Source organism: Stenotrophomonas sp. LARHCG68 (assembly GCF_052871705.1).
On the sequence record NZ_JBIXJV010000001.1, the window covers coordinates 450,041 to 471,972 of the forward strand.

General features: G+C 67.7%; 27 protein-coding genes. 14 read left to right on the top strand and 13 right to left on the bottom strand.

Annotated elements, in window-relative coordinates; all coding sequences use genetic code 11:
• Positions 1–36 precede the first annotated feature (36 nt).
• Positions 37–1,539 (bottom strand): alpha/beta fold hydrolase, encoded by a 1,503-nt coding sequence (locus ACIPR8_RS01950; protein ID WP_446540002.1) that lies wholly within the window; start codon positions 1,537–1,539, stop codon positions 37–39.
• 179 nt (positions 1,540–1,718) lie between these two features.
• Between ACIPR8_RS01950 and ACIPR8_RS01955 the strand changes: the two genes are divergently transcribed.
• Positions 1,719–3,428 carry a histidine kinase gene (locus ACIPR8_RS01955; protein WP_446540003.1) on the top strand — a complete coding sequence of 570 codons (1,710 nt, stop codon included), beginning with the start codon at positions 1,719–1,721 and terminating at the stop codon, positions 3,426–3,428.
• Positions 3,416–4,117, top strand: a complete 702-nt coding sequence (locus tag ACIPR8_RS01960; RefSeq protein WP_446540004.1) for a LytR/AlgR family response regulator transcription factor — start codon at positions 3,416–3,418, stop codon at positions 4,115–4,117. Before ACIPR8_RS01955 ends, ACIPR8_RS01960 begins: the two co-directional genes overlap by 13 nt.
• 33 nt (positions 4,118–4,150) lie before the next feature.
• Here ACIPR8_RS01960 and ACIPR8_RS01965 read toward each other — a convergent pair whose 3' ends face one another.
• Together ACIPR8_RS01965 and ACIPR8_RS01970 are read right to left on the bottom strand one after the other, a co-directional pair.
• A complete protein-coding gene (locus ACIPR8_RS01965) occupies positions 4,151–4,513 on the bottom strand; it encodes a VOC family protein (RefSeq protein ID WP_132865603.1) in 363 nt (120 codons plus the stop codon).
• 18 nt (positions 4,514–4,531) lie between these two features.
• Positions 4,532–5,026: an SRPBCC domain-containing protein gene (locus ACIPR8_RS01970; protein ID WP_446540005.1), complete on the bottom strand. Its 495-nt coding sequence runs from the start codon at positions 5,024–5,026 to the stop codon at positions 4,532–4,534.
• Positions 5,027–5,074: 48 nt separating this feature from the next.
• Between ACIPR8_RS01970 and ACIPR8_RS01975 the strand changes: the two genes are divergently transcribed.
• The gene (locus ACIPR8_RS01975; protein ID WP_313252191.1) at positions 5,075–5,398 is read left to right on the top strand and encodes an ArsR/SmtB family transcription factor; all 324 of its coding nucleotides are present in this window, start codon (positions 5,075–5,077) and stop codon (positions 5,396–5,398) included.
• Positions 5,399–5,403: 5 nt separating this feature from the next.
• Here the strand turns inward: ACIPR8_RS01975 and ACIPR8_RS01980 are convergent, their stop codons facing one another.
• Positions 5,404–6,378, bottom strand: a complete 975-nt coding sequence (locus ACIPR8_RS01980) for a GlxA family transcriptional regulator (protein ID WP_446540006.1) — start codon at positions 6,376–6,378, stop codon at positions 5,404–5,406.
• 101 nt (positions 6,379–6,479) lie between these two features.
• Here ACIPR8_RS01980 and ACIPR8_RS01985 point away from each other — a divergent pair, with 101 nt between their 5' ends.
• On the top strand, positions 6,480–7,028 hold the full coding sequence (locus ACIPR8_RS01985) for a cysteine hydrolase family protein (protein WP_446540007.1): 549 nt from the start codon (positions 6,480–6,482) through the stop codon (positions 7,026–7,028).
• Between the two features lie 124 nt (positions 7,029–7,152).
• Positions 7,153–8,262 (top strand): serine hydrolase domain-containing protein, encoded by a 1,110-nt coding sequence (locus tag ACIPR8_RS01990; protein ID WP_446540008.1) that lies wholly within the window; start codon positions 7,153–7,155, stop codon positions 8,260–8,262.
• On the opposite strand, the gene ACIPR8_RS01995 is transcribed toward ACIPR8_RS01990, so the two are convergent.
• Positions 8,246–9,814 (bottom strand): winged helix-turn-helix domain-containing protein, encoded by a 1,569-nt coding sequence (locus ACIPR8_RS01995; protein ID WP_446540009.1) that lies wholly within the window; start codon positions 9,812–9,814, stop codon positions 8,246–8,248. The genes ACIPR8_RS01990 and ACIPR8_RS01995 overlap by 17 nt on opposite strands.
• A 253-nt stretch (positions 9,815–10,067) precedes the next feature.
• On the opposite strand from ACIPR8_RS01995, the gene ACIPR8_RS02000 reads away from it, so the two are divergent.
• Complete coding sequence (locus ACIPR8_RS02000) at positions 10,068–10,355, top strand: putative quinol monooxygenase (RefSeq protein WP_132865596.1); 288 nt, start codon at positions 10,068–10,070, stop codon at positions 10,353–10,355.
• A 94-nt stretch (positions 10,356–10,449) separates the two neighbouring features.
• On the opposite strand, the gene ACIPR8_RS02005 is transcribed toward ACIPR8_RS02000, so the two are convergent.
• From ACIPR8_RS02005 to ACIPR8_RS02020, 4 genes are all read right to left on the bottom strand, one after another.
• On the bottom strand, positions 10,450–10,809 hold the full coding sequence (locus ACIPR8_RS02005) for a hypothetical protein (protein ID WP_446540010.1): 360 nt from the start codon (positions 10,807–10,809) through the stop codon (positions 10,450–10,452).
• A 117-nt stretch (positions 10,810–10,926) separates the two neighbouring features.
• Positions 10,927–11,196: a hypothetical protein gene (locus ACIPR8_RS02010; protein WP_192287953.1), complete on the bottom strand. Its 270-nt coding sequence runs from the start codon at positions 11,194–11,196 to the stop codon at positions 10,927–10,929.
• Positions 11,197–11,206: 10 nt separating this feature from the next.
• Entirely contained in the window at positions 11,207–11,530 is a 324-nt protein-coding gene (locus ACIPR8_RS02015; RefSeq protein WP_132865593.1) for a YkgJ family cysteine cluster protein, read from the bottom strand.
• Positions 11,527–12,198, bottom strand: a complete 672-nt coding sequence (locus tag ACIPR8_RS02020; RefSeq protein WP_313252597.1) for a class I SAM-dependent methyltransferase — start codon at positions 12,196–12,198, stop codon at positions 11,527–11,529. Before ACIPR8_RS02020 ends, ACIPR8_RS02015 begins: the two co-directional genes overlap by 4 nt.
• 481 nt (positions 12,199–12,679) lie before the next feature.
• Between ACIPR8_RS02020 and ACIPR8_RS02025 the strand changes: the two genes are divergently transcribed.
• The 6 genes from ACIPR8_RS02025 (at position 12,680) to ACIPR8_RS02050 (ending at position 17,223) form a co-directional block, all read left to right on the top strand.
• The gene (locus ACIPR8_RS02025) at positions 12,680–12,895 is read left to right on the top strand and encodes a DUF4287 domain-containing protein (RefSeq protein WP_313252174.1); all 216 of its coding nucleotides are present in this window, start codon (positions 12,680–12,682) and stop codon (positions 12,893–12,895) included.
• Between the two features lie 137 nt (positions 12,896–13,032).
• Complete coding sequence (locus tag ACIPR8_RS02030; protein ID WP_192287621.1) at positions 13,033–13,308, top strand: metal/formaldehyde-sensitive transcriptional repressor; 276 nt, start codon at positions 13,033–13,035, stop codon at positions 13,306–13,308.
• A gap of 60 nt (positions 13,309–13,368) precedes the next feature.
• Entirely contained in the window at positions 13,369–14,478 is a 1,110-nt protein-coding gene (locus tag ACIPR8_RS02035; RefSeq protein WP_192287620.1) for an S-(hydroxymethyl)glutathione dehydrogenase/class III alcohol dehydrogenase, read from the top strand.
• Positions 14,479–14,488: 10 nt separating this feature from the next.
• The gene (locus ACIPR8_RS02040; protein ID WP_192287619.1) at positions 14,489–14,818 is read left to right on the top strand and encodes a DUF3658 domain-containing protein; all 330 of its coding nucleotides are present in this window, start codon (positions 14,489–14,491) and stop codon (positions 14,816–14,818) included.
• 1 nt (position 14,819) lies between these two features.
• Positions 14,820–15,656, top strand: coding sequence for an S-formylglutathione hydrolase (gene fghA, locus ACIPR8_RS02045; protein ID WP_446540011.1), 837 nt, complete (start codon positions 14,820–14,822; stop codon positions 15,654–15,656).
• Between the two features lie 136 nt (positions 15,657–15,792).
• Positions 15,793–17,223 carry a GGDEF domain-containing protein gene (locus ACIPR8_RS02050; RefSeq protein WP_446540012.1) on the top strand — a complete coding sequence of 477 codons (1,431 nt, stop codon included), beginning with the start codon at positions 15,793–15,795 and terminating at the stop codon, positions 17,221–17,223.
• 52 nt (positions 17,224–17,275) lie between these two features.
• On the opposite strand, the gene ACIPR8_RS02055 is transcribed toward ACIPR8_RS02050, so the two are convergent.
• The 3 genes from ACIPR8_RS02055 to ACIPR8_RS02065 all read right to left on the bottom strand — a co-directional run bounded on the left by ACIPR8_RS02055 (position 17,276) and on the right by ACIPR8_RS02065 (position 19,301).
• Entirely contained in the window at positions 17,276–17,947 is a 672-nt protein-coding gene (locus ACIPR8_RS02055; RefSeq protein ID WP_446540013.1) for a Dph6-related ATP pyrophosphatase, read from the bottom strand.
• A gap of 3 nt (positions 17,948–17,950) precedes the next feature.
• Entirely contained in the window at positions 17,951–18,286 is a 336-nt protein-coding gene (locus ACIPR8_RS02060; protein ID WP_132865584.1) for a hypothetical protein, read from the bottom strand.
• 70 nt (positions 18,287–18,356) lie between these two features.
• On the bottom strand, positions 18,357–19,301 hold the full coding sequence (locus ACIPR8_RS02065; protein ID WP_132865582.1) for a DegV family protein: 945 nt from the start codon (positions 19,299–19,301) through the stop codon (positions 18,357–18,359).
• Positions 19,302–19,545: 244 nt separating this feature from the next.
• Here ACIPR8_RS02065 and ACIPR8_RS02070 point away from each other — a divergent pair, with 244 nt between their 5' ends.
• Positions 19,546–20,085: a DUF924 family protein gene (locus ACIPR8_RS02070; RefSeq protein WP_132865580.1), complete on the top strand. Its 540-nt coding sequence runs from the start codon at positions 19,546–19,548 to the stop codon at positions 20,083–20,085.
• 73 nt (positions 20,086–20,158) lie between these two features.
• Here the strand turns inward: ACIPR8_RS02070 and grxD are convergent, their stop codons facing one another.
• On the bottom strand, positions 20,159–21,085 hold the full coding sequence (gene grxD, locus ACIPR8_RS02075) for a Grx4 family monothiol glutaredoxin (RefSeq protein WP_192287614.1): 927 nt from the start codon (positions 21,083–21,085) through the stop codon (positions 20,159–20,161).
• Positions 21,086–21,147: 62 nt separating this feature from the next.
• Here grxD and ACIPR8_RS02080 point away from each other — a divergent pair, with 62 nt between their 5' ends.
• Positions 21,148–21,927, top strand: coding sequence for a polysaccharide deacetylase family protein (locus ACIPR8_RS02080; RefSeq protein WP_446540014.1), 780 nt, complete (start codon positions 21,148–21,150; stop codon positions 21,925–21,927).
• The last annotated feature ends 5 nt before the right edge of the window (positions 21,928–21,932 follow it).

Consider the following 21,932-nt stretch of genomic DNA (forward strand, 5'->3'; position numbering starts at 1 on the left):
AATGCCGATCGGCGACCGGCATTGCACGGAGCGCTACTACAGCTCGCTTTTGCGCGTGATGAACACGGGCAATGGTACGTCCAGTGCGTCCGCGCTGACCGTCTGGCCGGCGAGGAAGTCCGCGATCCGGTCGGCGATGGCGGCGTTGCCCAGCCAGAGTTCGTTGTCATGGCTGGCGCCGCGTACGCGCAGGTGCTGGCCCTTGCTGAAGCCGGGCAGCAAGGCCTGGGCATTGGCCGGCGGGGTCCGGCCATCGAGCGTGCCGCTGATGAACAACGTCGGGACATCGCTGCGCAGCGGCGCACGGAATGCTTCGCCCAGGTCGGCCAACCCCAGGCCGTCCGCCAGTTCCGGAAGCGGGAAGTTCAACGCGTCGCCAAACAGGCTTTCGCGTGCCTGCGCCTGGACCAGGGCGCGCCGTTGCGGGCTCTGTCCGGAAGCAACGTCCATCGCCAACGGCATGGCGCGGAAGCTGCCCATGTCCTCGCGCATCATCAGCACGAACCCGGCCAGCAACGTGTAGTCACCTGCTTCGGCTTCGCGCAGCAGCAGTGGCAGCATCCGCTGCGTCGAGCGCCGGCCAAGCGCGTTTGCGATGGCGATCTGCGCGTCGAACTCGCCGATGGTGACGGTTCTGCCGCCATGCAACGGGCTGCTTGCCTGCACGGGGTGCTGGCGCAAGCTTGCCAGCACGCGTCGGGCGGCGCCTTGCAGGTCGTCGAAGCCGTCCTTGCGTGCGACCGTGGACAGGTCTGCCAGCAGCGTGTCCGCCGCCAGCGGCAGCTTGATCGTATCGTCCGGGCCCTCGGTTCCCATCAGCACCACCCGCTCAAGCTGCGGGCCGTGGCGGCGAACCGTGGCCAGGGCCAGGTGCGTGCCGTAGCTCATGCCCCACAGGCTGATGCGCGGCAGGCCCATGGCGCGCCGGAGGTCGTCGATGTCGTCGGCACTTTCGGCGGTGGTGTACGCGCCGAGATCGACGCCGGCATTGCGCCATTCGTTGATGCATTCGGTGGCTGCACCGCGCAGCGCGGCCAACGCGGCCTCACGCTGCAATGGCTCGGCGTCGGCGAAACGATGTGCGTGCGAGCATTCCGGGGGCATTTCCGAGAAGTCCGTGCCGCGCTGGTCGAGCAGCAGGACATCGGCCTGGCGACGGACGCGATCGAACACCGGCCAGCGCGGCCCAAGCGCCGTCCCGAAACCCGAGCCACCCGGGCCGCCGGCCAGGTAGACCACCGGTGCGGCGCGGCCATCGCCGCCGGTGGCGGGCAAGCGCACCACCCGCAGGCGGATGCGTGGCCCATCGGGCTCGCTGTGTCGGCGCGGCACCTCCAGGAAGGCCTCCTCGGTGGCAATCGTGCCGTGGCTCTTGGTGACCATGGCATAGGGGGAGAACACCAGCGGCGTCGGGGCATTGCCGGCTGCTGCCGGTGCCGCTGCAGTTGCGGCCAGGGCCAGGCACAGGGTGGCCAGTACGCCGGCCCGATGCGGGGATGGGCGACGGTCGAAGGGAACGGTGCGCGGTGTGCGGGACATGGCGGACTCCGGTTGTGGGCAAGCGTGGGTGTGGAACTGGCCCCGACGACGGCGGAAGTGGTACCGGGTGCAGGGGGCGTGACCACCATCGCCCCGTACGCGTCGATCCGGCCGCGCCGGTCCGTCCAACGTCTCCAGCTGGCCGTCCAATGTCTCCGCCCAGCCGATACGATGGGCGCATGCAGATCTTCCGGACCCTGGCCGTACTCGCGGTACTGACCGCCGCCGTTGCGGCGTGGATGGCCGTTGCCACCTCGGACATGGCCAAGGTGCAGGTGCTGGACGGTGAGATGGCGCCGGCAGTGCTGCCGGCGTCCGGGGCATTGCCGCGGCACCCGCCAGCTACGGCGGACTGGCGCCCACTGGACCAGGGCGTCCTGGCCGGTTGGCGGGGGCCGTACTGGCTGCGCTGGCACTCGGGGACGCCGGGGGAACAGCACGGGGCCAGCCGTGCACTTCGCCTGTCGCTGCGCGGTGCCAGCCAGCTGTACTGGAACGGGCAGCCCTTGCCGGGCAACGGCGTCGTGGGCCGTACCGCCGAAGCAGAGCACCCCGGCCGCGTCGACATCGTCCGGATACTGCCTGCATCTCCTGACGCGGGCGTGGACGAATTGTTGGTACTTGCCTCCAGCCACCATCAGGGCATCGCGCTGCGCAGCGCCGACGCGGTTGCCGTGGTGGCACCGCCGGAGCTGCTGTTTGGCCATCTGCTCCGGCCCTGGTTGATCGCGGCGTTCGCCATGGGGGCACTGGCGGCGGCATGCCTGTACTTCCTGGCGGTGCAGCGTGGGCGTCCGCGCACGGCGGACACGCGCCTGCTGCTGGCGCTGTGCGCGGTCGGCCTGGTGTTGCCGGTGGTGGAGGCGTGGCGGTCGCTGCTGGGCTATGCCTATCCGTGGCATGGCCCACGCCTGCTCGCCCTGCTGTGCCTGCACGTGGCCGCGGCGGCGTTGTTGCCGGCCTACCTGGCCCGGCGCTTCCGTGTTGCCGTGCCAGCCGGTGTCTGTGCCGTGTACCTGGCGGGCCTGGCGGCAGCGGCGATCTTCATGCCCAGCTTCGACGCCCGCTCCACCGTGGTGCTGCTGCTGAGCCTGTTGGCCTCGGCGGGGGTTTTGCTGCGCGCCCGTGAAGCGCGGGAGGAGCGCTGGCCGATCCTGGCCCTGCTGCTGGCCGGTGCGATGGCCCTGGCGATCGAACGCGGTGCGTTCCTTGATGGGCCGTACTTCCTGTTGTTGTCGGTGCTGATGGTCTTCCTGCTGCTGCGGCACGCCGCGCAACTGCGTGCGCTGGACCGCAACAACGCGCGACTGCGCGAGGAGCGCGCGCAGCTGTCGCTGCAACTGCTGCAACGGGGCATCCAGCCGCATTGGCTCATGAACACGCTGACCTGCCTGCAGGAACTGATCGAACGCGAGCCGCCACGCGCCAGCCGGATGGTTGAATCATTGGCTGACCAGTTCGATCGCCTTCGCGACAGCAGCGCCCGGCCGAGCGTGCCCCTGGCCGATGAGCTGGCGCTGTGCCGCAGTCATCTGGACATCGTTGGCCTGGCGCTGGATCGGCCCATCGCGCTGGAGGTGGAGGCCGCCGACATTGGCGTGTCGTTGCCCCCCGGCGTACTGCACGCCCAGGTCGAGAACGCATTGACCCATGCCGGGGCCGTCGCCTGCGCGCAGCATCCGTTCCGTCTGCGCGTGCATCGGGAGAATGACCGTTGGGTCCTGGAGCTGCGGAGTGTGCGCGGATCATCGCCACATCGCGGCAGGGGAACCGGCACGCGCTACATCGAGGCCAGCCTGGAGGTCGCCTGGCCCGGTCGCTGGCAGTTCACCCAAGGGGCCGATGGCGCCGATTGGCGTGGCCGGATCGAGCTGCCATGCGCATCCTGATCGTCGAGGATGAGCCGCTGGTACGCCAACGCCTTCTGCGCCTGTGCGCGGAGCTGGCCGGTGCCCGCGCACGCTTCGATGCGGTGGAGGACCTGGAGTCCGCGGGCGACAGGCTGGGGCGCAGCGTCTACGACGGCCTGTTGCTGGACCTCAATCTTGGCGGCGAGGACGGCTTTGAACTGCTGCGGAAGGCCGTGTCCGGGCGCTACCACTGCGTGGTGGTCTCGGCGCATCGTGAGCGTGCATTGCAGGCGTTCGAGCATGGCGTGCTGGATTTCGTCCCCAAGCCGTTCTCGCGCGAGCGGTTGGGCCAGGCCGTGCAGCGGTTGCTGGACGTGGGGCGCTACCGCTCCGGGCGCGCCCGCTATCTCGGCATCTGGCGGGCCCAGGGCACGGCCCTGGTCGAACTGGCGGATGTCGTGTGGATCCGTGCCGATGGCGACTACAGCGAACTGCACATGTCCGACGGGCGCAGCGAACTGCACGACAAGTCGCTCGCCGGCCTGGGCGCGGTGCTGCCCCCCGATTTCGTGCGTTGCCACCGCTCCTACCTGGTGAACCTGCGCCATGTACGTAGCCTGCATGCCGGCTCGGGCAGTCGCTACTGGCTGGTGCTGAGCGACGGTGCGGCGCTTACGGTTGGCCGTGCCCATGTCGCGGCATTGCGGCAGGAGCTCGGGCTGGATTGAACACGCAGGCTCCTGGCACCGTTGCCACGCCGTTCACCACGCATCCGGCTCGCGGACCATGTGGACGATGCCGGCGGGGTTGGTGATCCAGCCACCCCGGAAGCCTTCCGGCAGGGGTTCGATGGCGTCGCAACGAACGACGCCGGCCTTGGCCAGATGTGCCGCGGCGTCCTCGAAGCGCTCGGTGAACAGCTCCAGCCACACTTCGGCCTGGCTCATTCCCGGTGCTTCGGCGATCCACAGCCGGGTCGGCCCCAGCGCGAAGCCGATGTCCGGCAGCTTGTCGGTGATGGGGGTCAGGCCGATGACGTCCCGGTAGAACTGCAGCGTTGCCTCGTACTGATGCGGCGGCACCTTGATGGCGATGTCGATGCCGCCCTGGAAGGTCGTATGCATGGTGGATGCTCCGGGGTTCTATTCGTCGTCCACGAGCGGCGCGCGCGCCGGTTCACCATTGAGTTCGCTGGGGTAGTAGCCCGCGCGCAGGTTGATGCCGTACTCCAGGAATGCCTTCATGCAGCTGAGCATCTGCGACCAGCCTTCGCAGTTGATGTAGGCGCTGCGCTGGCCCTGCACGTCCTCATGCCAACCGGTCTCGGCGATGGTGACCAGGGTGGCGTCGCCATCGAGCGCGGTGAAGTTCATTTCGATGCGGGTCTTGTAGGTGGCGGTGCCATCGGCGGCGCGGGGGCCATCCCAATGCAGGACGATGCGGCTGTCCGGTATCACCTCGGCCACGTCCACCGGCACGTCGCCCCACCACAGCACCGTCGTACCGGCCACCAGCGGTGCGCTGGCGCCGCCCAGGGTGGTGAAGTACGCGCTGAGCGTTTCAGGATTCACGACCGCATCGAACACCGCGCTGACCGGCTTGGCGACGCGTGCGGATACCCGGAATTCAGGCTTCATGGCACTGCTCCTCTTGCACTGGGTGGCTATGTGTTATAAATATATAACATGATGGATGGCGATGCGGAAGACGCGGTTTTCAAGGCGCTGGCCCACCCCCGGCGGCGGGCGCTGCTCGACTGCCTGAAGGCGCAGCCACGCACCACCGGCATGCTGTGCGAGGCATTCGACGACATGGACCGCTGCACGGTCATGCAGCACCTGAAGGTGCTGGAAGCGGCCGACCTGGTGATCGTCCAGCGCGAAGGGCGCGAACGCTGGAACCACCTCAATCCGCTGCCCATCAAGCACATCCACGAGCGCTGGATCAGCCAGTACGCCACCCATGCGCTGACCCTGCTGGACCGGCTCAAATCCGGGTTGGAAGGCTGAGGGTCTCAGCCCGCGTTGAACCGCCGCCGGTACTCGCCCGGGGTCAGGCCGACGATGCGGTGGAACACCTTGCGGAACGAGCCCGGGTCGCTGTAGCCGACGTCCCAGGCCACGCGTTCCAGTGGCAGCCGCGTGGACTGCAGCAGGTCGCGTGCATGGGCCACGCGCACGCGCTGCCCGTACTCGGTGGCGGTCATGCCGGTGGCCTTCTGGAAGCGGCGCAGGAAGGTGCGCTCCTCCAGCCCGGCGCGGCGCGCAAGCTCGGGCAGGGCTGCCGCCTTGGCATGTGTTTCGTGCAGCCATTGCTGTACTGCCAGCACCGCTGCATCGCCATGCGAGACGCGGGGCGCGAAGCTGCTGTAGTAGCGCTGCTGGCGTCCGAGCGGATCAACCAGCAGGGTGCGTGCGGTGTCCAGCATCACCGCCACGCCGAAGTAGCGCTCCACCAGGCGCAGGCCCAGGTCGATCCAGGCCATCGCCCCGCCGGCGGTCAGGATGTCGCCGTCGTCGATGACCAGTTGGTCGGTGTCCAGCCGCACCGCAGGGAAGCGGCTGGCGAAGCTGTCGTTGAACGCCCAGTTGGTGGTGATGGTGCGGCCATCGATGCGCCCGGTTTCGCCCAGCAGGTAGGCCCCGGCGCAGACCGAGGCGAGCGTGCTGCCGGTGTCATGCAGGCCACGCAGCCAATCGAGGTAGGGCGCGGCCGCCTCGGTGGTGAGTGGTTCCTCCAGGCTCGGCGGCAGGATCAATACGTCCGGTCGCAGGCTGCACTGCGCGGGGGAAGGTGCGTCCGGCGCTGGGCGCTGCCCCGGTACGGCGATATGCCATTGCGTGACATGCAGCTGCGGCGGTCCTGCGGGCGCGTGACGGTGGGCGATCCTGCCGGCCAGGGCGAGCAGGTCGGCCAACCCGAGTACGGCTGCCAGTTGTGCGCCGGGGTAGCGCAGTATCCCGATCTCGATGTGGCGGTCGTGGTGCATCTGTCGGTGCAGCCCTCAAGAATGTCGGTGACGCCCCTTCGCTGCGTGCGGCCGGCGGCGGAAAATTCTCCCACGTTTTCCATACGTGAACCGGAAGCCCCATGCACAAGCGCGCCATCATCGTCATTGATCTGCAGAACGAATACCTGCCCACCGGCAAGCTGCCGCTCACCGGCATCGACGCCGCCGTCGCCCACGCGGTGACGGTCATCGCCGAAGCCCGCCGCACCGGCATCCCGGTGCTGCATGTCCGCCACGAATCGGCCAGCAACGAAGCGCCAATCTTCGTGCCGGGCTCGGATGGGGTGGAGATACAGGCCGCCGTCGCCCCGCGGGAAGGCGAGCCGGTGATCACCAAGCACTTCGTCAATGCGTTCCGCGACACCGATCTGAAGCAGCAGCTGGATGCCCGCGGCGTTGACGAGGTGGTCGTCATCGGTGCGATGAGCCATATGTGCGTGGACGCCTGCGTGCGGGCCGCCGCCGACTTCGGCTACACGGTCACCGTGCTGCACGATGCCTGCGCCACGCTGGACCTGGCGTTCAACGGCGTCACCGCCCCGGCGGCGCAGGTGCATGCGGCGATGATGGCGGCCTTCGCCTTCGGTTATGCGCGCGTGACCTCGACGGACGCCTGGCTCGCTGGCTGATCCCAGTGAGCGCGAATGCGGTGCAACCGTTTGATTGGAAACGACTTCATTAATCTTCATCCGCACATCAGGCATTTCATTCGGGGCCATGGTCGGCTGGGCGCTCCCTACCTGGAGCGCCTCCATGCCCCGCCTGATCCGCCTCGCCCTGCTTGCCGTCCTTGCTTCCTTCGCTCCCTCCCTGGCCGCCTACGCCGCGGCCTCCACGCCCCCTGACTGGGCCGTCGCCGACCCCGCCAGCCAGGGGCTGGATGCCACCCGCCTTGCCGCGCTGGATGTCGCGATCCGTGGCGGCGAGGCGCCCGACACCACCAGCGTGCTGGTCGTCCACCGCGGCAAGCTGGTGCACGAGGCCTACTTCAACGGTGCCGACCGCACGACCCTGCACAACACCCGCTCGCTGACCAAGAGCGTGACCGCGATGCTGGTCGGGGCGGCCATCGACCGTGGTTTGATCGCCGGGGTCGATGCGAAGGTGCTGGGCTTCTTCCCCGAGCGCACGCCCGCGCACCCGGGCAGGTTCAAGGACGCCACCACCGTCGAGGACCTGCTGAGCATGAGCGCGCAGTGGGAATGTGATGACAACAACGAATACTCGGCCGGGCATGAGGAGCGCATGTATGTCAGCGCCGATTGGACCGGCTTCACCCTGGACCTGCCCGAACGCGGCTACGCGCCGTGGGTGAAGCGACCAGCGGACAGCCCGCACGGCCGTGCGTTCGCCTACTGCACCGCCAATTCGTTCCTGCTCGGCGCCATCGTCGAGCGCGCCAGCGCGATGCCATTGGAGCGCTTCGCGGCAGACGCGCTGGAGCGCCCGCTGGGCATCAGCGGCTCGGTCTGGCAACACGCCTCCGAAGGCGTCGGCATGGGCGGCGGTGGCACCGAGTACCGCAGCCGCGATCTGGCCAGGCTCGGCCAGTTGTTGGCCGACGGTGGTCGCTGGAACGGACGACAGGTGCTGTCGCCGGGCTGGGTGCAGGCGATGATGCAGGTGCGCGCACAGACCCCGTTCGACGCCGATTACGGCTACCAGATGTGGCGCTTCACCATCACCATGGGCACGCAGGAGCTGCATGCGTGGACGATGTCAGGCAATGGTGGCAATGCGGTGTTCGTGGTGCCGGACAAGCAACTGGTGGTCGTGGTCACGCGCACCCGCTACAACCAGCGCGGCATGCACCAGGAAACCCGCAAGCTGCTGCAGGACTACATCCTCAGCGCGTTGCCGTGACGTCCTTGGCGTCGGCCGGCAACCGCCCGGACGCGTTGATGCGTGCCCGCTCGGCGGCGACGGCGGACGTGATCGTTGCCAGCACCGGCGTGAAGCCGGGGTCGCTGCGCAGGCCCGCGAGCAGCGGTGACACGCGCAGGTAGTTGGCATCGCGGTAGCCCGCGGCAACGGCTGCCTGCAGCGCTGCCAATGCAGCGCTGCGGTCACCGGCCAGATCAGCCAGCAGGGCGGCGTCGATGCCATCGAAGGCATCGCTGCCCTGCAGGCCCTCGCGCAGGGCGTTGGATTGCACCAACAGTTCGGCCGACGTAGGCCGGACGGCGGCACCGGTGATCCAGGCGACCGTCCGCGGCAGGCTGGCGTGCGGCTTCAGTGCCCGTGCCTTGCCTGCTTCCACCTGCGCGCCGTGGGCATCGCCCTGCAGCAGTGCCAGTTCCGCACCGAGCAGGTGCAACCCGGCATGCGCGGTGCCACGCGCCCGTGCTTCGGCCAGTGCCGCACGGGCCTCCTCCATGCGCCCATGTTCGAACAGGAACGTGGGCCAGGCCTGGTTGGAGAACACGTTGTCCGGGTACAGCTGGAAGCTGCGCCGGTAGCGTGCTTCGGCTGCGGCGGCGTACCCGAGCAGGTCGAGGTTTGAGGCCACCTGCAGCTCCCAGAAGCGCACCTGCCCGGGATGCCGCACGGCGAGATTGGCGTCGAGTGCATCGGCCAGGCGACCCTGCCGGGCGTACAGGTAGGCCGCCGAGGCGCGACTGGCATCGGCGTCGGGATCCAGTTGCACGCTGCGCTCGTAGCCGGCGATGGCCGCATCGACCGCGCCGCGGCAGTCATGGGCATAGGCCAGCACCGCATGCGCGGCAGCCAGCCGCGGCTGGCGGGCGATCACCGCTTCGGCCATCGCCTGGGCCTGGTCGGCATCGTCGCGGCTGCCGCTGTACAGGCACAGGCGCGCGGCAAGGGTGCGTGCCGCGCCCAACGTGGCCAGGGCGTCATCCGGCGCTTCCTGCAGGCGTTGGCGGTACAACGCAAGCGCGCGTTCGTTGTTGTCACGCTGGCCGATGCCGGCGTAGTAGTCGGCGCGCTGCAGCAGCGGGGACTGCACTTGGTTGCCGGCGTTGGGCCATTGCCACCAGGCGATGCCTGCTGCCGCCAGCAGCACGATGGCACCGGCAATGATCAGGCCGCGTCGCGCGTGCGCGGGGGCCGGCGGTGGTGGTGCATCGAGCGAAGGTTCGCTGCACAGCTGGTAGCCCTGGCCGCGCACCGAGCGCAGGTAGCGCGGTTGCCGGCCGTCCTCGCCCAGTGCCTGCCGCAGCAGGCGCACGCGCTGGGTCACGGTTTCCTCGTTGACATGCGCCGGTGCCCAGACCTGCGCGATCAGCTCATCGAAACCCACCACGCGCGTGCCCTGCGTGATCAGGTAGTGCAGCAGGCGGAAGCTGAGCCCGCTCACGTCCAGCAGCTGCCCGTCCTCACGCGTCACCCGCTGGCGTGCCACGTCGATGCGCAGGTCGTCGAGCCGGTACTGCGGGGGCGGGGCGTCTGGCATCGGGAGCGGTGGGGTATCCGGGAGCGGCAAGAGTATCAGCAGCGTGGTGGCGCTTCGGGCAGGTACATGCAGCTTGCCCGGTCGGCATCGATACCCGGCATCCGCGGGCATCCTGTCGTGGTTGTCGCAGTACCGGGTCGCCAACCCCGGAAACCCCGGCGTATTGCACGCGGCACTGGCCTATCATCGGTCGACTTGCCCGGGGCACGCGCAGTGGGCCGGTACCCATGTCGATACACAGGATGACAATGCAGTGCTCAAGGTGATTGCCCAGGACTTCATCAAGCCCGAACACATCGCGACGGTCGCACCGCTCTATCGCGAGCTGGTCGAGCGCACCCGCCAGGAGCCACTGTGTATCTCCTACGCGCTGTACGTCGACGAAAAGGATCCGGGGCATTTCGTCTTCATCGAAGAGTGGCCGGACCGTGCAGCGCTGGACGCGCATTGCAGTACGGAGCACTTCCGGCGGCTGGTGCCCTTGATCGACCAATACCAGCGTGCCCCGGGAACCTATCTTCTGATGGACGCGTTCCGGTGATCCCGCCAGGTGCGCCACCCGGGCATGCGTGCTTGCAGGCCGGTGCGCCACATCAGGGGATGGGCGCCCGGTGGTGCCTGCGTGCGGTGGGCGGTTAGTCCTTCTTGCCCCCGAAGTCGATCGGTTTGTCATCTTCGGCACGATTGGACGACCAGACCTGCGCGGAGCGGCACTTGCTTTCCCGGGCGGCGACCTGGGGCGGGAGGTCCTTCACGAAAACCGAGTCATTGCAGGCTTGGTTCATTGCTGAGTCGTCGTAAGTAGCACAGGCCACCGACGCGCTGGAAAGGGCGATTGCAACGATGCAGTTGACGATAGCGGCGTGCTTCATGCGGTGTTGTTCCGGACGGAGAGGGCTGATGCACCAGGTCAGCGCGGTATGACGTGCCAACCATGTATATCCCGCGCATTTGTCGGCAGGAATGTGATGGAAGTCATGTTCTACCGGTGACATGGCAGCCCGGATCCGCGGCCCGGCACGCATGCCAGCCCACGGTGCACGCGGCCTGCGCCAGGAACGGATGCGATTCCGGCAGCGGCGTGGACGGGCACACGCGCCCGGCCCAGCTGATTACTTGCGTTTGTGCGACCTGGCGGGCGTGGCGCTGTCACCGGCTGCGGTGGGCGGCGCCTGCGGGTTGGCCGCGGATTTGTCCGGCGAGGTCTTCATCCGGAAGGGCGTATTGCCGAGCACCTCGATCTTTCCACCGGCGCTTCGGAATGCGGCCATGTCTTCGGCGATGCGCTCACGACTCAGGTCGTGCTTCTGCACGTTCGGGCTGAAGAACGGAGTGGTCTTCACTGCGGGGTAGCGGGCCGACTTGCGGGGAGGTGTCGCCATGGAGTGCTCCTCATATAAGTTGCAATGCGATCGTGCGAGCGCCCTGCCGGGCATGTTCGTCGCGCTCGGCGCGACAGTAGGGGCCGCCCATCACGAAGGATCGGCAGGCGGTTGGCCTGCTGGCGTAGATGCGGCACTGCATGTGCAGCCCGTCCAGGGCAACGCACCACCCCTCCTGATCCTTGGCCATGACATGCAGGCCGCCGGGAAGATGCGTGGTCAGGTGGGCGGGCACGTCATCCTTCTCATCCAGAACCACGGTGAGCTGGCAGCACAGCGCATCGCATGTGGCGCAGGTGATCTTGGCGCGCTTCTCGCGCTCGACCCGGTTCATGTCGCCACCGCGGTCATGCCGCGCGAGTAATGAAGCAGCTGTCCGCGGAAAGGCTCGGTATCGGCATCATCCATCGGGCATCTTGTCGACAGGAAGGCGAAGCCCTGCTGTTCCAGCATCCGGCTGAAGCGTGCGCTGTTGCCCCGGCCGGGGTCGGTGATGACCACCTCGGCGCTGGGTTTGGCATGACGCAGGATGACATCGGCCATCAAGTCGGTCTGCGCGCGCTCGTAGAGCACGTCGCTGGCGATGATCAGGTCAAACGTGCCAAGCGCGGGCAGTTCCCTGTCCCAGCGTAGTTGGCGATAGTGCACGGCAGGTAGTGCGTTCAGTGCGGCGTTGTAGGCGAGGAACGGTTCGGCCAACGGATGCATGTCCGAAGCAATCACATCGGCACCTCGCTGCATCAGCACGATGCTGGCCAGGCCAATGCCACAACCCAGCTCGAGTATGCGTTTGCCCTGGATGTCGAAGCGGGACATGGCCTGGGCAAGCACGTGTCCGGATGGCCACAGTTGGCCGAACAGGCTCCATTGCGCCGAGGAAATGCCAAGGCGTTCGCCATGGCCGTCCGGATCGCTGAATTGCTGCTTGTCGCTGAGGATGCGCAGCAGGTAAGACTGGCCACCGACGGTGACCTTCACATTGCGTGTCGTATAGCCGGGCATCGCGCACTCCGCCGAGCGACCGCCCATGCATCTGGGCAGGTAACGCATGAAAGGGAGCGAAGTGGGCAACAATCCAGACAGTTGCGCAAAGCGCGCGTAGCGGGCCATGCCAGCGATTTCATGCTAGCACGTCACGATGGATGCAGGCCGGCAATCCACGGATGGGAAGCTGAATCCGTCAAGGCTGTTTCTGTACATGATGCGACTGATGGGTGTTGGCCATGAAGGATTCCTGCTCGGGCATCATCCGAAGGGGGCCGACGTTTGGAGGAGGGCGGGCCTGCGCACTGGATCAGGCAGCAGGTGCACGGGCCCTACGGGCGAGGAGAAGAGCTCCGCGAATGAGACCGACCTCGGGGCGCATACATCCATGGAATCGGGTGTCGATTCCGGGCCCTCTCATTCGTCGAGGAAGAAGAAGCACGGTCAGGTCCGCCAACGGGGTGGATCGCCGGCCTCACCACAACAGCGAGGAGCGTTCATGACGACAGATACCAAGGTCAAGGGCCCGGCGTCCTACTTCCCGTCCATCGAGAAGACCTACGGAAAGCCGGTGGCGCATTGGCTCGCGCTGCTGGATACCGTCCAGGACCGGAAGCACATGGAACAGGTGGCCTTCCTCAAGGCCGAGCACAAGCTTGGCCACGGCCATGCCAATGCGCTTGTCGCGTATCACAAGGCCGGGAAACCGGCCTGATCGGGCAGGGGGGGGCGTCCCGGTAGCGTCAGCCTTGCTGGGGGCGCTTGCCGATGACTGCAGCCAGCCAAGAGGTCATTGGCATTCCCGGGGTCACCTCAATATACTATCCCCCAGTACAGGATAGGGGCCGGCCGGTGCCGCACTCGCCCGAGGAAAAGAAGAAGGTGCTGGCCCGGGTCAAACGCATCCGTGGCCAGTGCGATGCATTGGAGCGCGCGCTGGAGGCCGGGGCGGACTGCAACCCGGTGCTGCAGCAGATCGCCGCCATCCGCGGTGCCGTCAACGGGCTGATGTCCGAGGTGATGGAGGCGCACCTGCGTGAGGAATTCGGCCAGCCCGCGCAGTCCGATGCGCAGCGCGCCACGCGCGTGGCCGAGATGTCCAGCCTGATCCGCTCCTATCTCAAGTAACCCCTTCAAATCAGTGCGCGGTGCGTCGTGCCGCGCTCCATCATTGCGCAGGAGAACCCCATGAAATCACGTGCCGCCGTCGCCTTTGGCCCGGGCCAGCCGCTGCAGATCGTCGAGATCGACGTCGCCCCGCCCAAGGCGGGCGAAGTGCTGGTCAAGATCACCCATACCGGTGTCTGCCACACCGATGCCTTCACCCTGTCCGGCGATGATCCGGAAGGCCTGTTCCCGTGCGTGCTGGGCCATGAAGGCGCCGGCATCGTGGTCGAGGTGGGCGAGGGGGTGACCTCGGTGAAGCCGGGTGACCACGTCATCCCGCTGTACACCGCCGAGTGCGGCCAGTGCCTGTTCTGCAAGAGCGGCAAGACCAACCTGTGCACCGCCGTGCGCGCGACGCAGGGCAAGGGCGTGATGCCGGACGGCACCAGCCGCTTCTCCTATAACGGCGAGCCGATCTACCACTACATGGGCTGCTCGACCTTCTCCGAGTACACCGTGGTGGCCGAGGTGTCGCTGGCCAAGGTCAACCCGGAAGCCAATCCGGAGCACGTCTGCCTGCTGGGCTGCGGCGTCACCACCGGTATCGGCGCGGTGCACAACACCGCCAAGGTGGCCGAGGGTGACAGCGTGGCCGTGTTCGGCCTCGGCGGCATCGGCCTGGCGGTGATCCAGGGCGCGCGCCAGGCCAAGGCCGGCCGCATCATCGCCATCGACACCAACCCGTCCAAGTTCGAGCTGGCCAGGCAGTTCGGTGCCACCGACTGCGTCAACCCGAAGGACCATGACAAGCCGATCCAGCAGGTGATCGTGGAAATGACTGGCTGGGGCGTGGACCACAGCTTCGAGTGCATCGGCAACACCCAGGTGATGCGGGCGGCGCTGGAATGCGCGCACCGTGGCTGGGGCCAGAGCGTGATCATCGGCGTGGCTGGCGCAGGCCAGGAAATCTCCACCCGTCCGTTCCAGCTGGTCACCGGCCGCAAGTGGCTGGGCACCGCGTTCGGTGGCGTGAAGGGCCGCAGCCAGTTGCCGGGCATGGTCGAGGACGCGATGAAGGGCGACATCGAACTGGCGCCGTTCGTCACCCACACGATGGAACTGGACAAGATCAACGAAGCGTTCGACCTGATGCACGAAGGCAAGTCGATCCGTTCGGTCATTCATTACTGAGATGAGCACGATGTTGAACAAAGAGGCATTGGCCGCCGCGCTGGCTGACACGGGTGACAACCAGGAAGCGCGTGAGGCGATCGAGCGACTGCAGGCGCAGGACCTGGTGAAGATCGATCAGTCGATCCTGTCGTCGTTGGGTAACACCTGGAAGAATGCGGGCTTCGTCGCCGCAGGTGTGTTGATCGCGGCACCCGACGAGTACGAGGACATCCCGGAGTCGTTCTATGTACTGCGCATCGGCAGCCTGGCCAGCGAATCACGCATCGAGGTGAAGGGCAGCCTGGAGGCGTTGAAGACCTGCGAGATCCGGTTGCCGTCGGCATCGGGAGATAACTGAGATGGCGGCCGAACGCATCGAACACCGCGCCTGCTTCGGTGGCTGGCAGGATGTCTACCGGCACGCATCGGACGTGCTCGGCTGCGAGATGACGGTCGGCGTGTACCTGCCGCCGCAGGCCGAGCACGGCCCGTGCCCGGTGCTGTATTGGCTGAGCGGGCTGACCTGCACCGAGCAGAACTTCATCACCAAGGCCGGCGCGCAACGCTATGCCGCCGAACACGGGGTGATCATCGTCGCCCCGGATACCAGCCCGCGCGGCGAGGCGGTGGCCGATGCCGAGGGCTATGACCTCGGCAAGGGCGCCGGCTTCTACGTCAATGCCACGCGCGAGCCGTGGTCGCGGCACTACCGCATGTACGACTACATCGTCGACGAGCTGCCGGCCTGGGTGGAAGCCAACCTGCCGGCCAATGGCGCGCGTGCGATCAGTGGCCATTCGATGGGCGGGCACGGCGCGTTGACCGTCGCGCTGAAGAACCCGGGGCGCTACCGCAGCGTGTCGGCGTTTTCGCCTATCGTGGCACCGTCGCAGGTGCCGTGGGGGCAGAAGGCATTCACCGCCTACCTCGGCGAAGACGCGATGGCGTGGCAGCAGTACGACGCCGCCGCACTGGTGGCCGATGCAGCCGAGCGCCTGCCGTTGCTGGTGGACCAGGGGGGCGCGGATGAATTCCTCCAGACCCAGTTGCGTCCGCAGCTGCTGCAGGCGGCATGTGCCGCCGTGGGCCATCCGCTGACCCTGCGCCTGCAACCCGGTTACGACCACAGCTACTACTTCATCGCCAGCTTCATCGGCGAGCACTTCGCCCATCACGCCCGCGCGCTGAAGGGCTGAGAGGCGGGGACCCGAGGTCCCCGGCGGTACATGGGTGCCGGCCGTTCGCCGGCACGCCATTCGGGGGTGTGGATCACGCGGTCGTGGCGACGGCCGCGCTATCGTCCGTGCATGCGGCCTGGTCGACGGGGGATGCATGCCGGTGGTGCTGGTTCTGCTGTATGTGGCCTGTCATGCCCTGGTCATGACCCTGTGGCCGGGGGAGACCGGCGCGGGTTCGTTCGTGTTCCTGACGCTCGCACCGCTGCTGGCTGCCGGCGCCTGCCTGTGGCGGGCACGGCGTGACCGCGCGGCACCGGGTTGGCGCGCCACCGCACTGGCGTTGCTGTTGTGGGCCGGTGGCATGGCCCTGAACATGGTCGATGCGCTGGGCGCGGGCCGTGCTGACGTCACCCCGCGCGCCAGCCTGCTGCTGTATGTGCTGTATGGCGTGCCACTGGTGTTCATCCTGGCCCGCGCGCGGCGTGAGCGCCTGAGCATCAGCCTGATCGACGCAGCGATGGCGGCACTGCTGGGCGTGCTGTTCTTCGTGCATGCCGGGTTCTTCGCCGGTCGCATCGATGTCGACGAACACGCGATGGCCAACATGCGTTACATGTTCGACATCCAGAACCTGTGCATCGCCGGCTTCGCGGTGGTGCGGTGGCTGGCCGGCGACGTGCCCGAGCGGCGCAGCTTCTTCCGGGCGCTGGCCTTGTACGCGGTGGCCTATCTGCTGGTGGCCGGCTACATCAACCACTTCACGTCGGACGACGCCTTCGGCGCCTACAACGACCTGCTGATCGACCTGCCATTCCTGCTGCTGGGGGTGCTTGCGCTTGCGCCGGCGCCTGCACTGGTACCGGCGCCGGCACGGCACTCGCGCCTGTCACGGCTGGTGCAGGCCGGTGGCCCGATGATCCTGCCGCTGTTGCTGCTGGTGGTCGGCACGCTGGTGGTGGACCATGCACGGCCGCTGGCCCTGGCCGGCTTCGTGGTCGCCACGCTGGGGTTCGGCCTGCGCAGCATGCTGCTGCAGATCCACCTGTTGGAGCGGCAGGCGGCCTTGGACCAGCTGGCGCGGCAGGACGGTCTCACCGGCGTGGCCAACCGCCGCGAGTTCGATGCGACGCTGCGCAATGAATGGAACCGCGCCCGGCGCAGCGGCACCGAACTGGCGCTGCTGCTGGTGGACATCGATCACTTCAAGGCATTCAACGATGCGCATGGCCATCCGGCGGGAGATCGCTGCCTGCAGGCGGTGGCGGCGCAGTTGCAGGCGACCGTGCAACGCGCGGCCGACCGCGTGGCGCGCTATGGCGGCGAGGAGTTCGCGGTGATCGTGCCAGGGTGCGACCTGGTCGGCGTGCTGGCGTTGGCCGAACGGCTGCGGGTGGCGGTACAGGCCCTGCGCCTGCCGGAGGGGCCGGTCAGCATCAGCATCGGCGTGGCATTCCTGCATCCCCCGGTCATGCCGGACAGCGGGCAGTTGCTGGCCGATGCCGACGCCGCGTTGTATGCGGCCAAGCATGCGGGCCGCAACCGGGTGATGGTGCGCGGGGCGCTGGGCGGGCCGGTCGCCTGTTGATGGAAGCCCCCGTGGCGCCGTGCGGTCGCAGACGGCACCGGCCAGGGCGGCGCTAGCGGTGGAAGTCGGTATAGACGTAGCGCGCATCGCGCAGCACGGTCTGTCCTTGGTGCAGGGGGAGGGGGTGCCGGAACATCGGCCCATCGCTGACGCAGGTGTGGAATTCGCCGTTCTCGCCACAGGCGTCGACCGTGCCGGGCAGGGCATCGAGCAGGGCGACATCAAACGCCCGGCCGGCGAACCCGGGGTCGAGCCGCTGGCTGTCCACGCAGCACAACCGGGCGCGCAGGCCGCCGGCGATCATCTGCCGCGCCAGCTGTGCGGTGTGGCGGCCGAACAACGGGAACAGCGTCTGCCAGCCCAGCGGTGCGTATTGCTGTTCGCGCCACCGCCGGATGTCCTCCAGCAACAGGTCGCCGAACGCCAGGGTATGCAGGTCGGGCCAACGTGCTTGCGCCTGCAGCAGGGCATCGGCCATGCGCTGCAGGTATAGGGTATTGTCGCAGGCCTGTGGGATCCACGCCTCCAGCAGGGGCAGCCCGGCCGCCTCGGCCTGGGCCTGCAGCACCTCGCGGCGCACGCCCTGCATCGACGCGCGGTCATACCCCTCGGTCAGCGTGCTCAGCAGCGCGACGACCTCCACCTCGTCGCGCTGGCGCAGTTCGTGCAGGGCCCAGGCGGCATCCTTGCCGCCGCTCCAGGACAACAGGACAGGCGTGCCCAAGGCTCAGCGCACGTCGCGCAGTTCCCAGTTGCTGCCGGCCAGCAGGCGCAGGCGATGCTTGAACAGATCGCCCGCCAACGTGGTGGTGGCCTGCAGGTTGATGCGCAGGTCGGCCTGCTGGCCGGTGACCGTGGCGGCCGGATCCGTGGCGCCCAGGGACGGATCCACGTCATCGGGCTCGTCCTGGGTGGCCTTCCAGCGCTCGAACAGCTCCGGGGTGCGCAGCGCCGCCTGCAACTGCTCGGCGAAAGCGTCGGCGCCGCTGGCGGTGAAGGACAGGCGCGGATCGCTGCCGCGGGCCTTGCTCGGATCAGGCAGCGAAATCGAATACACGGGCATGGGAGTCTCCTTTCAGGTGCCGCAGTCTTGCACGAACGGCGTCGTGATTCCGTACACGATTCGCGCCGGATCAGGCCGAGAAAACATGTGGTCCGTCGGCGAAGCCGATGGTCACCGCGCCCTTGCCGACGTTGACCATGCCGGTCAGGCTCATCAGCGCTTCCATCAGCGTCACGCCGTGCTGGTCGCAGGTGTCGCGCAGCTCGCGGTAGCCGGGCAGGGTGCGCAGTTCTTCCAGCGGGCCGCCGTAGCTCACGCATACCACCGGCGTCATCAACCCGGCCGCCACGCGCTTGCCGACGAAGCCGAACAGCGACTGCACCGCGTTGTCGAAGCCCTTGATCTTGGCCACCGGCTCGGTGTTGCCGCGGTAGCCATGCAGCACCGGCTTGATGTCCAGCGCGCTGCCCAGCGCCGCGCTGAACAGCCCGACGCTGCGGTCCCCCTTGTGGCGGGCGCGGGCGCGCATGTAGTACAGGTCGCGGGTGATCATGTAGCCGTGCACGTTGGCCGCGACCAGTTCCAGCCGCTCGCGCATCTGCGGCACGGTGGCGCCACTGTCGCGCAGGCGCACCGCCTCCACCGCGCTGACCGCCTGGGCGGCGAACAGGTTCTGGGTATCGATCACGCGCAGGCTGAAAGGCGAGTTGTAGCCGGCGGCCTGGCGGATCGGCTTGTACTCGCTGAGGATGGCGTAGCTGGCCTGCACCGCGTTGTCATGCAGCGGGCTGCGGGTGCGGGTGATGGTCATGCAGAAGACCTGGTCGAAGTCCGTCACCAGGCGGTGCAGGAACAGGTCGCGGATCTGCTCGGAACTGTAGGGGGTGGTTTCGGCCTCTGCGCCCTGGTCGCTGAGCGGGCCCTTGATGAAGGCCAGGGTGGCCTCTTCGTCGCGGTTGTCCGGCAGGATCGTGTCGCCGATGCGCACCGTGATGGGCAGCAGGACGAGATTGTTGCGTTGCAGGTATCCAACGGGCAGGTCGCAGGCAGAGTCGACCACAATTCCGATGCGCATGCAGGCCCCCTCCGGGTCCGTATGTTCTCAAAGGTTAGAACCCTATCTCAAAATTTGCCGTCAAGTTGCCCGGTTATGCGGCGTACGTCTCAATCCCGGTTCGGTTATTTCACAAGTTGGTCATACCCAGCCCTGCTGCGGGCCATTAAGCTAGCGACCACGTCGGCGCGGCCTCCGGCCAAGGCGACAGGGTTATGGCAGGGAACACCGCTGCCTGAATACGGGCAGGGTTCTGGGGAAGGAAATGGAAACGGCAAAGTCTGTGGTGGAGTTCTGGCGTGCGGCCGGGCCGAAACGCTGGTTCACGCGGGACGATGCGTTCGACGCCGAGTTCGGCCAGCGTTTCCTCGACCTGCATTGGCAGGCTGCACGCCGTGGCTGCGAGGAGTGGCTGCAGACCGCCGAGGGCGCGCTGGCCCTGCAGGTCCTGCTCGATCAGTTCCCGCGCAACTGCTTCCGTGGCACCGCGCACTCCTATGCCACCGATGGGTTGGCTCGGCATTACGCCATGCGCACCATCGAGGAAGGCCTGGACCGCGAGCTGACCCCGCAGTTGCGGGCCTTCATCTACCTGCCGTTCGAGCACTCGGAAGACCCGCATGACCAGGAGCGCTCGGTGGCGATGTTCGAAGTGCTGGGCGACCTGGAGTACCTGAAGTACGCCGAGCTGCATCGCGACATCATTCGCCGCTTCGGGCGTTTCCCGCACCGCAATGCGGTGCTGGGCCGCATTCCCACGCCGGAAGAACTGCATTTCCTGGCCGAGGGCGGTTTCGCCGGCTGACAGGTGCGCGCCACCGGCTATGAAAAACGCCGGCATTGCCGGCGTTTTCTGTCGTGCAGCCTGATCGCGGTGATCAGTACTTCGGCACGCTGTTGTCCACGTTCTCCGACCAGGCATCGATGCCGCCGGTGACGTTGAACACGTTGCTGAAGCCCAGGCCATGGAAATGGTCGGCAGCCTGCGCGCTGCGGCCACCGCGGTGGCACAGGAACGCCAGCGGGGTGTCCTTGGGCAGGGCTTCGAGCCGGGCGCGGTTGTCGCCGTCGAAGGTTTCGAACGGGCCGTTGATCGCGGCGATCGCGCGCTCGTCGGCCGGGCGCACGTCCACCAGGGTGATGGCGCCGGCACGCAGCTGGTCATCGGCGCTGCGCACGTCCAGCTCCTGCACCGGCCGGGGGGCGTTCGGGTTGTTGATCGCCAGGCCCTGGCCACGGATGTCGTCCACCCAGTCGATGGTGATGCCGTTGGCGCGGCGGGCGCTGGAAACGTCGAACTGCACGCGCAGGCCGTTGGACTCGGCGGCGATGGCGTTGGCGTCGAACGGGGCCAGCTGGAAGTTCGGCTGGAAGCGCGCGTCGATGCTCAGCTGCAGGGCGCTGCCCGGGGCGTCGGCCAGCGCGCCCTTGAGCATTTCCACCGCCGCCGGGGTGACGGTGATGGTCGGCGGGGTGCGGTCCGGTGCGGCCACGCCCAGCAGGCTGCTCAGCTCGCCGCTGTTGGCCATCTGCAGGATGATGTCGCTGCCGCCGACCAGTTCGCCGCCCACGTACAGCTGCGGGATGGTCGGCCAGTCGCCATAGGCCTTGATGCCTTCGCGGATTTCCTGGTCGGCCAGTACGTTGACGTGGGCGAACTCCACGCCCAGGTCCTGCAGGGCGCCGACGGCCTTGGCCGAGAAACCGCACTGCGGCATGGTCGGCTGGCCCTTCATGAACAGGACGACGCGGTTGGCGCCGAGGATGGATTCAATGCGCGAACGCAGGGCGGGATCCAGGGACATCGTGAACTCGTGGAAGTGGTCTGTGACAATGTCCGATTCTACGCTGTGAGGCACCCCCGGGCATGACCGCCAAGGAAACCCTGTATCGCGTTCCCGTGCGCCCCTGGCGCTGGGTGCCGTGGCTGGTGGTTTCGCAGGGGCTGGTGGCACTGGCCTGGTGGGTGCTGGGCTGGGCCTGGGGACTGCCGCTGCTGCTGGCCAGCCATGCGCTGTTCGTGGTGCCGGTGTTCCTGCCCAACAGCCGTTTCTACGCCCCGGTGGTCAGCCGCGTGGCGGGCGCGGACGTGTGGCTGACCATCGACGATGGCCCCTCGGACGACACCCTGGCCGTGCTCGACCTGCTTGATCGCTACCAGGCCAAGGCCACCTTCTTCATGGTCGGCGAGCGTGCGCAGGCACGGCCGGCGCTGGTGCACGAGGTGCTGCGCCGTGGCCACGGCATCGGCAACCACAGCCATTCCCACCCCCAGGCGCGGTTCTGGGCACTGGGCCCGGCGGCGATGGCGGCGCAGATCCAGGGATGCCAGCAGGCACTGGGCGAACTGGCTGGCAGCCCGCCGCGCTGGTACCGCTCGGTGGTGGGCATGACCAACCCGTTCGTCGCCGCCGCGCTCAAGCGCCACGGGCTTACGCGGGTGGGCTGGAGCGCGCGCGGTTTCGACGGCGTGGCCTGCCAGCCGCAGGACGTGGTGCGTCGGATTGCCGCCGACCTGCGGCCCGGCGCGATCGTGTTGCTGCATGAAGGGTCTGCGCACGGGCACAACCTGGCCATCATCGAGGGCGTGCTTGAGCAGTTGCAGGCGCGAGGCCTGCAGGCACGCCTGCCACGGGCAAGCGCGTAGACTCG

Excerpts from the sequence above, each read along its gene's own strand:
- ACIPR8_RS01950 (WP_446540002.1), bottom strand. The coding sequence starts at position 1,539 with ATGTCCCGCACACCGCGCACCGTTCCCTTCGACCGTCGCCCATCCCCG.
- ACIPR8_RS01955 (WP_446540003.1), top strand. The coding sequence starts at position 1,719 with ATGCAGATCTTCCGGACCCTGGCCGTACTCGCGGTACTGACCGCCGCC.
- ACIPR8_RS01960 (WP_446540004.1), top strand. The coding sequence starts at position 3,416 with ATGCGCATCCTGATCGTCGAGGATGAGCCGCTGGTACGCCAACGCCTT.
- ACIPR8_RS01965 (WP_132865603.1), bottom strand. The coding sequence starts at position 4,513 with ATGCATACGACCTTCCAGGGCGGCATCGACATCGCCATCAAGGTGCCG.
- ACIPR8_RS01970 (WP_446540005.1), bottom strand. The coding sequence starts at position 5,026 with ATGAAGCCTGAATTCCGGGTATCCGCACGCGTCGCCAAGCCGGTCAGC.
- ACIPR8_RS01975 (WP_313252191.1), top strand. The coding sequence starts at position 5,075 with ATGATGGATGGCGATGCGGAAGACGCGGTTTTCAAGGCGCTGGCCCAC.
- ACIPR8_RS01980 (WP_446540006.1), bottom strand. The coding sequence starts at position 6,378 with ATGCACCACGACCGCCACATCGAGATCGGGATACTGCGCTACCCCGGC.
- ACIPR8_RS01985 (WP_446540007.1), top strand. The coding sequence starts at position 6,480 with ATGCACAAGCGCGCCATCATCGTCATTGATCTGCAGAACGAATACCTG.
- ACIPR8_RS01990 (WP_446540008.1), top strand. The coding sequence starts at position 7,153 with ATGCCCCGCCTGATCCGCCTCGCCCTGCTTGCCGTCCTTGCTTCCTTC.
- ACIPR8_RS01995 (WP_446540009.1), bottom strand. The coding sequence starts at position 9,814 with ATGCCAGACGCCCCGCCCCCGCAGTACCGGCTCGACGACCTGCGCATC.
- ACIPR8_RS02005 (WP_446540010.1), bottom strand. The coding sequence starts at position 10,809 with ATGTCACCGGTAGAACATGACTTCCATCACATTCCTGCCGACAAATGC.
- ACIPR8_RS02010 (WP_192287953.1), bottom strand. The coding sequence starts at position 11,196 with ATGGCGACACCTCCCCGCAAGTCGGCCCGCTACCCCGCAGTGAAGACC.
- ACIPR8_RS02015 (WP_132865593.1), bottom strand. The coding sequence starts at position 11,530 with ATGAACCGGGTCGAGCGCGAGAAGCGCGCCAAGATCACCTGCGCCACA.
- ACIPR8_RS02020 (WP_313252597.1), bottom strand. The coding sequence starts at position 12,198 with ATGCCCGGCTATACGACACGCAATGTGAAGGTCACCGTCGGTGGCCAG.
- ACIPR8_RS02025 (WP_313252174.1), top strand. The coding sequence starts at position 12,680 with ATGACGACAGATACCAAGGTCAAGGGCCCGGCGTCCTACTTCCCGTCC.
- ACIPR8_RS02035 (WP_192287620.1), top strand. The coding sequence starts at position 13,369 with ATGAAATCACGTGCCGCCGTCGCCTTTGGCCCGGGCCAGCCGCTGCAG.
- ACIPR8_RS02040 (WP_192287619.1), top strand. The coding sequence starts at position 14,489 with ATGTTGAACAAAGAGGCATTGGCCGCCGCGCTGGCTGACACGGGTGAC.
- fghA (WP_446540011.1), top strand. The coding sequence starts at position 14,820 with ATGGCGGCCGAACGCATCGAACACCGCGCCTGCTTCGGTGGCTGGCAG.
- ACIPR8_RS02050 (WP_446540012.1), top strand. The coding sequence starts at position 15,793 with ATGCCGGTGGTGCTGGTTCTGCTGTATGTGGCCTGTCATGCCCTGGTC.
- ACIPR8_RS02060 (WP_132865584.1), bottom strand. The coding sequence starts at position 18,286 with ATGCCCGTGTATTCGATTTCGCTGCCTGATCCGAGCAAGGCCCGCGGC.
- ACIPR8_RS02065 (WP_132865582.1), bottom strand. The coding sequence starts at position 19,301 with ATGCGCATCGGAATTGTGGTCGACTCTGCCTGCGACCTGCCCGTTGGA.
- ACIPR8_RS02070 (WP_132865580.1), top strand. The coding sequence starts at position 19,546 with ATGGAAACGGCAAAGTCTGTGGTGGAGTTCTGGCGTGCGGCCGGGCCG.
- grxD (WP_192287614.1), bottom strand. The coding sequence starts at position 21,085 with ATGTCCCTGGATCCCGCCCTGCGTTCGCGCATTGAATCCATCCTCGGC.
- ACIPR8_RS02080 (WP_446540014.1), top strand. The coding sequence starts at position 21,148 with ATGACCGCCAAGGAAACCCTGTATCGCGTTCCCGTGCGCCCCTGGCGC.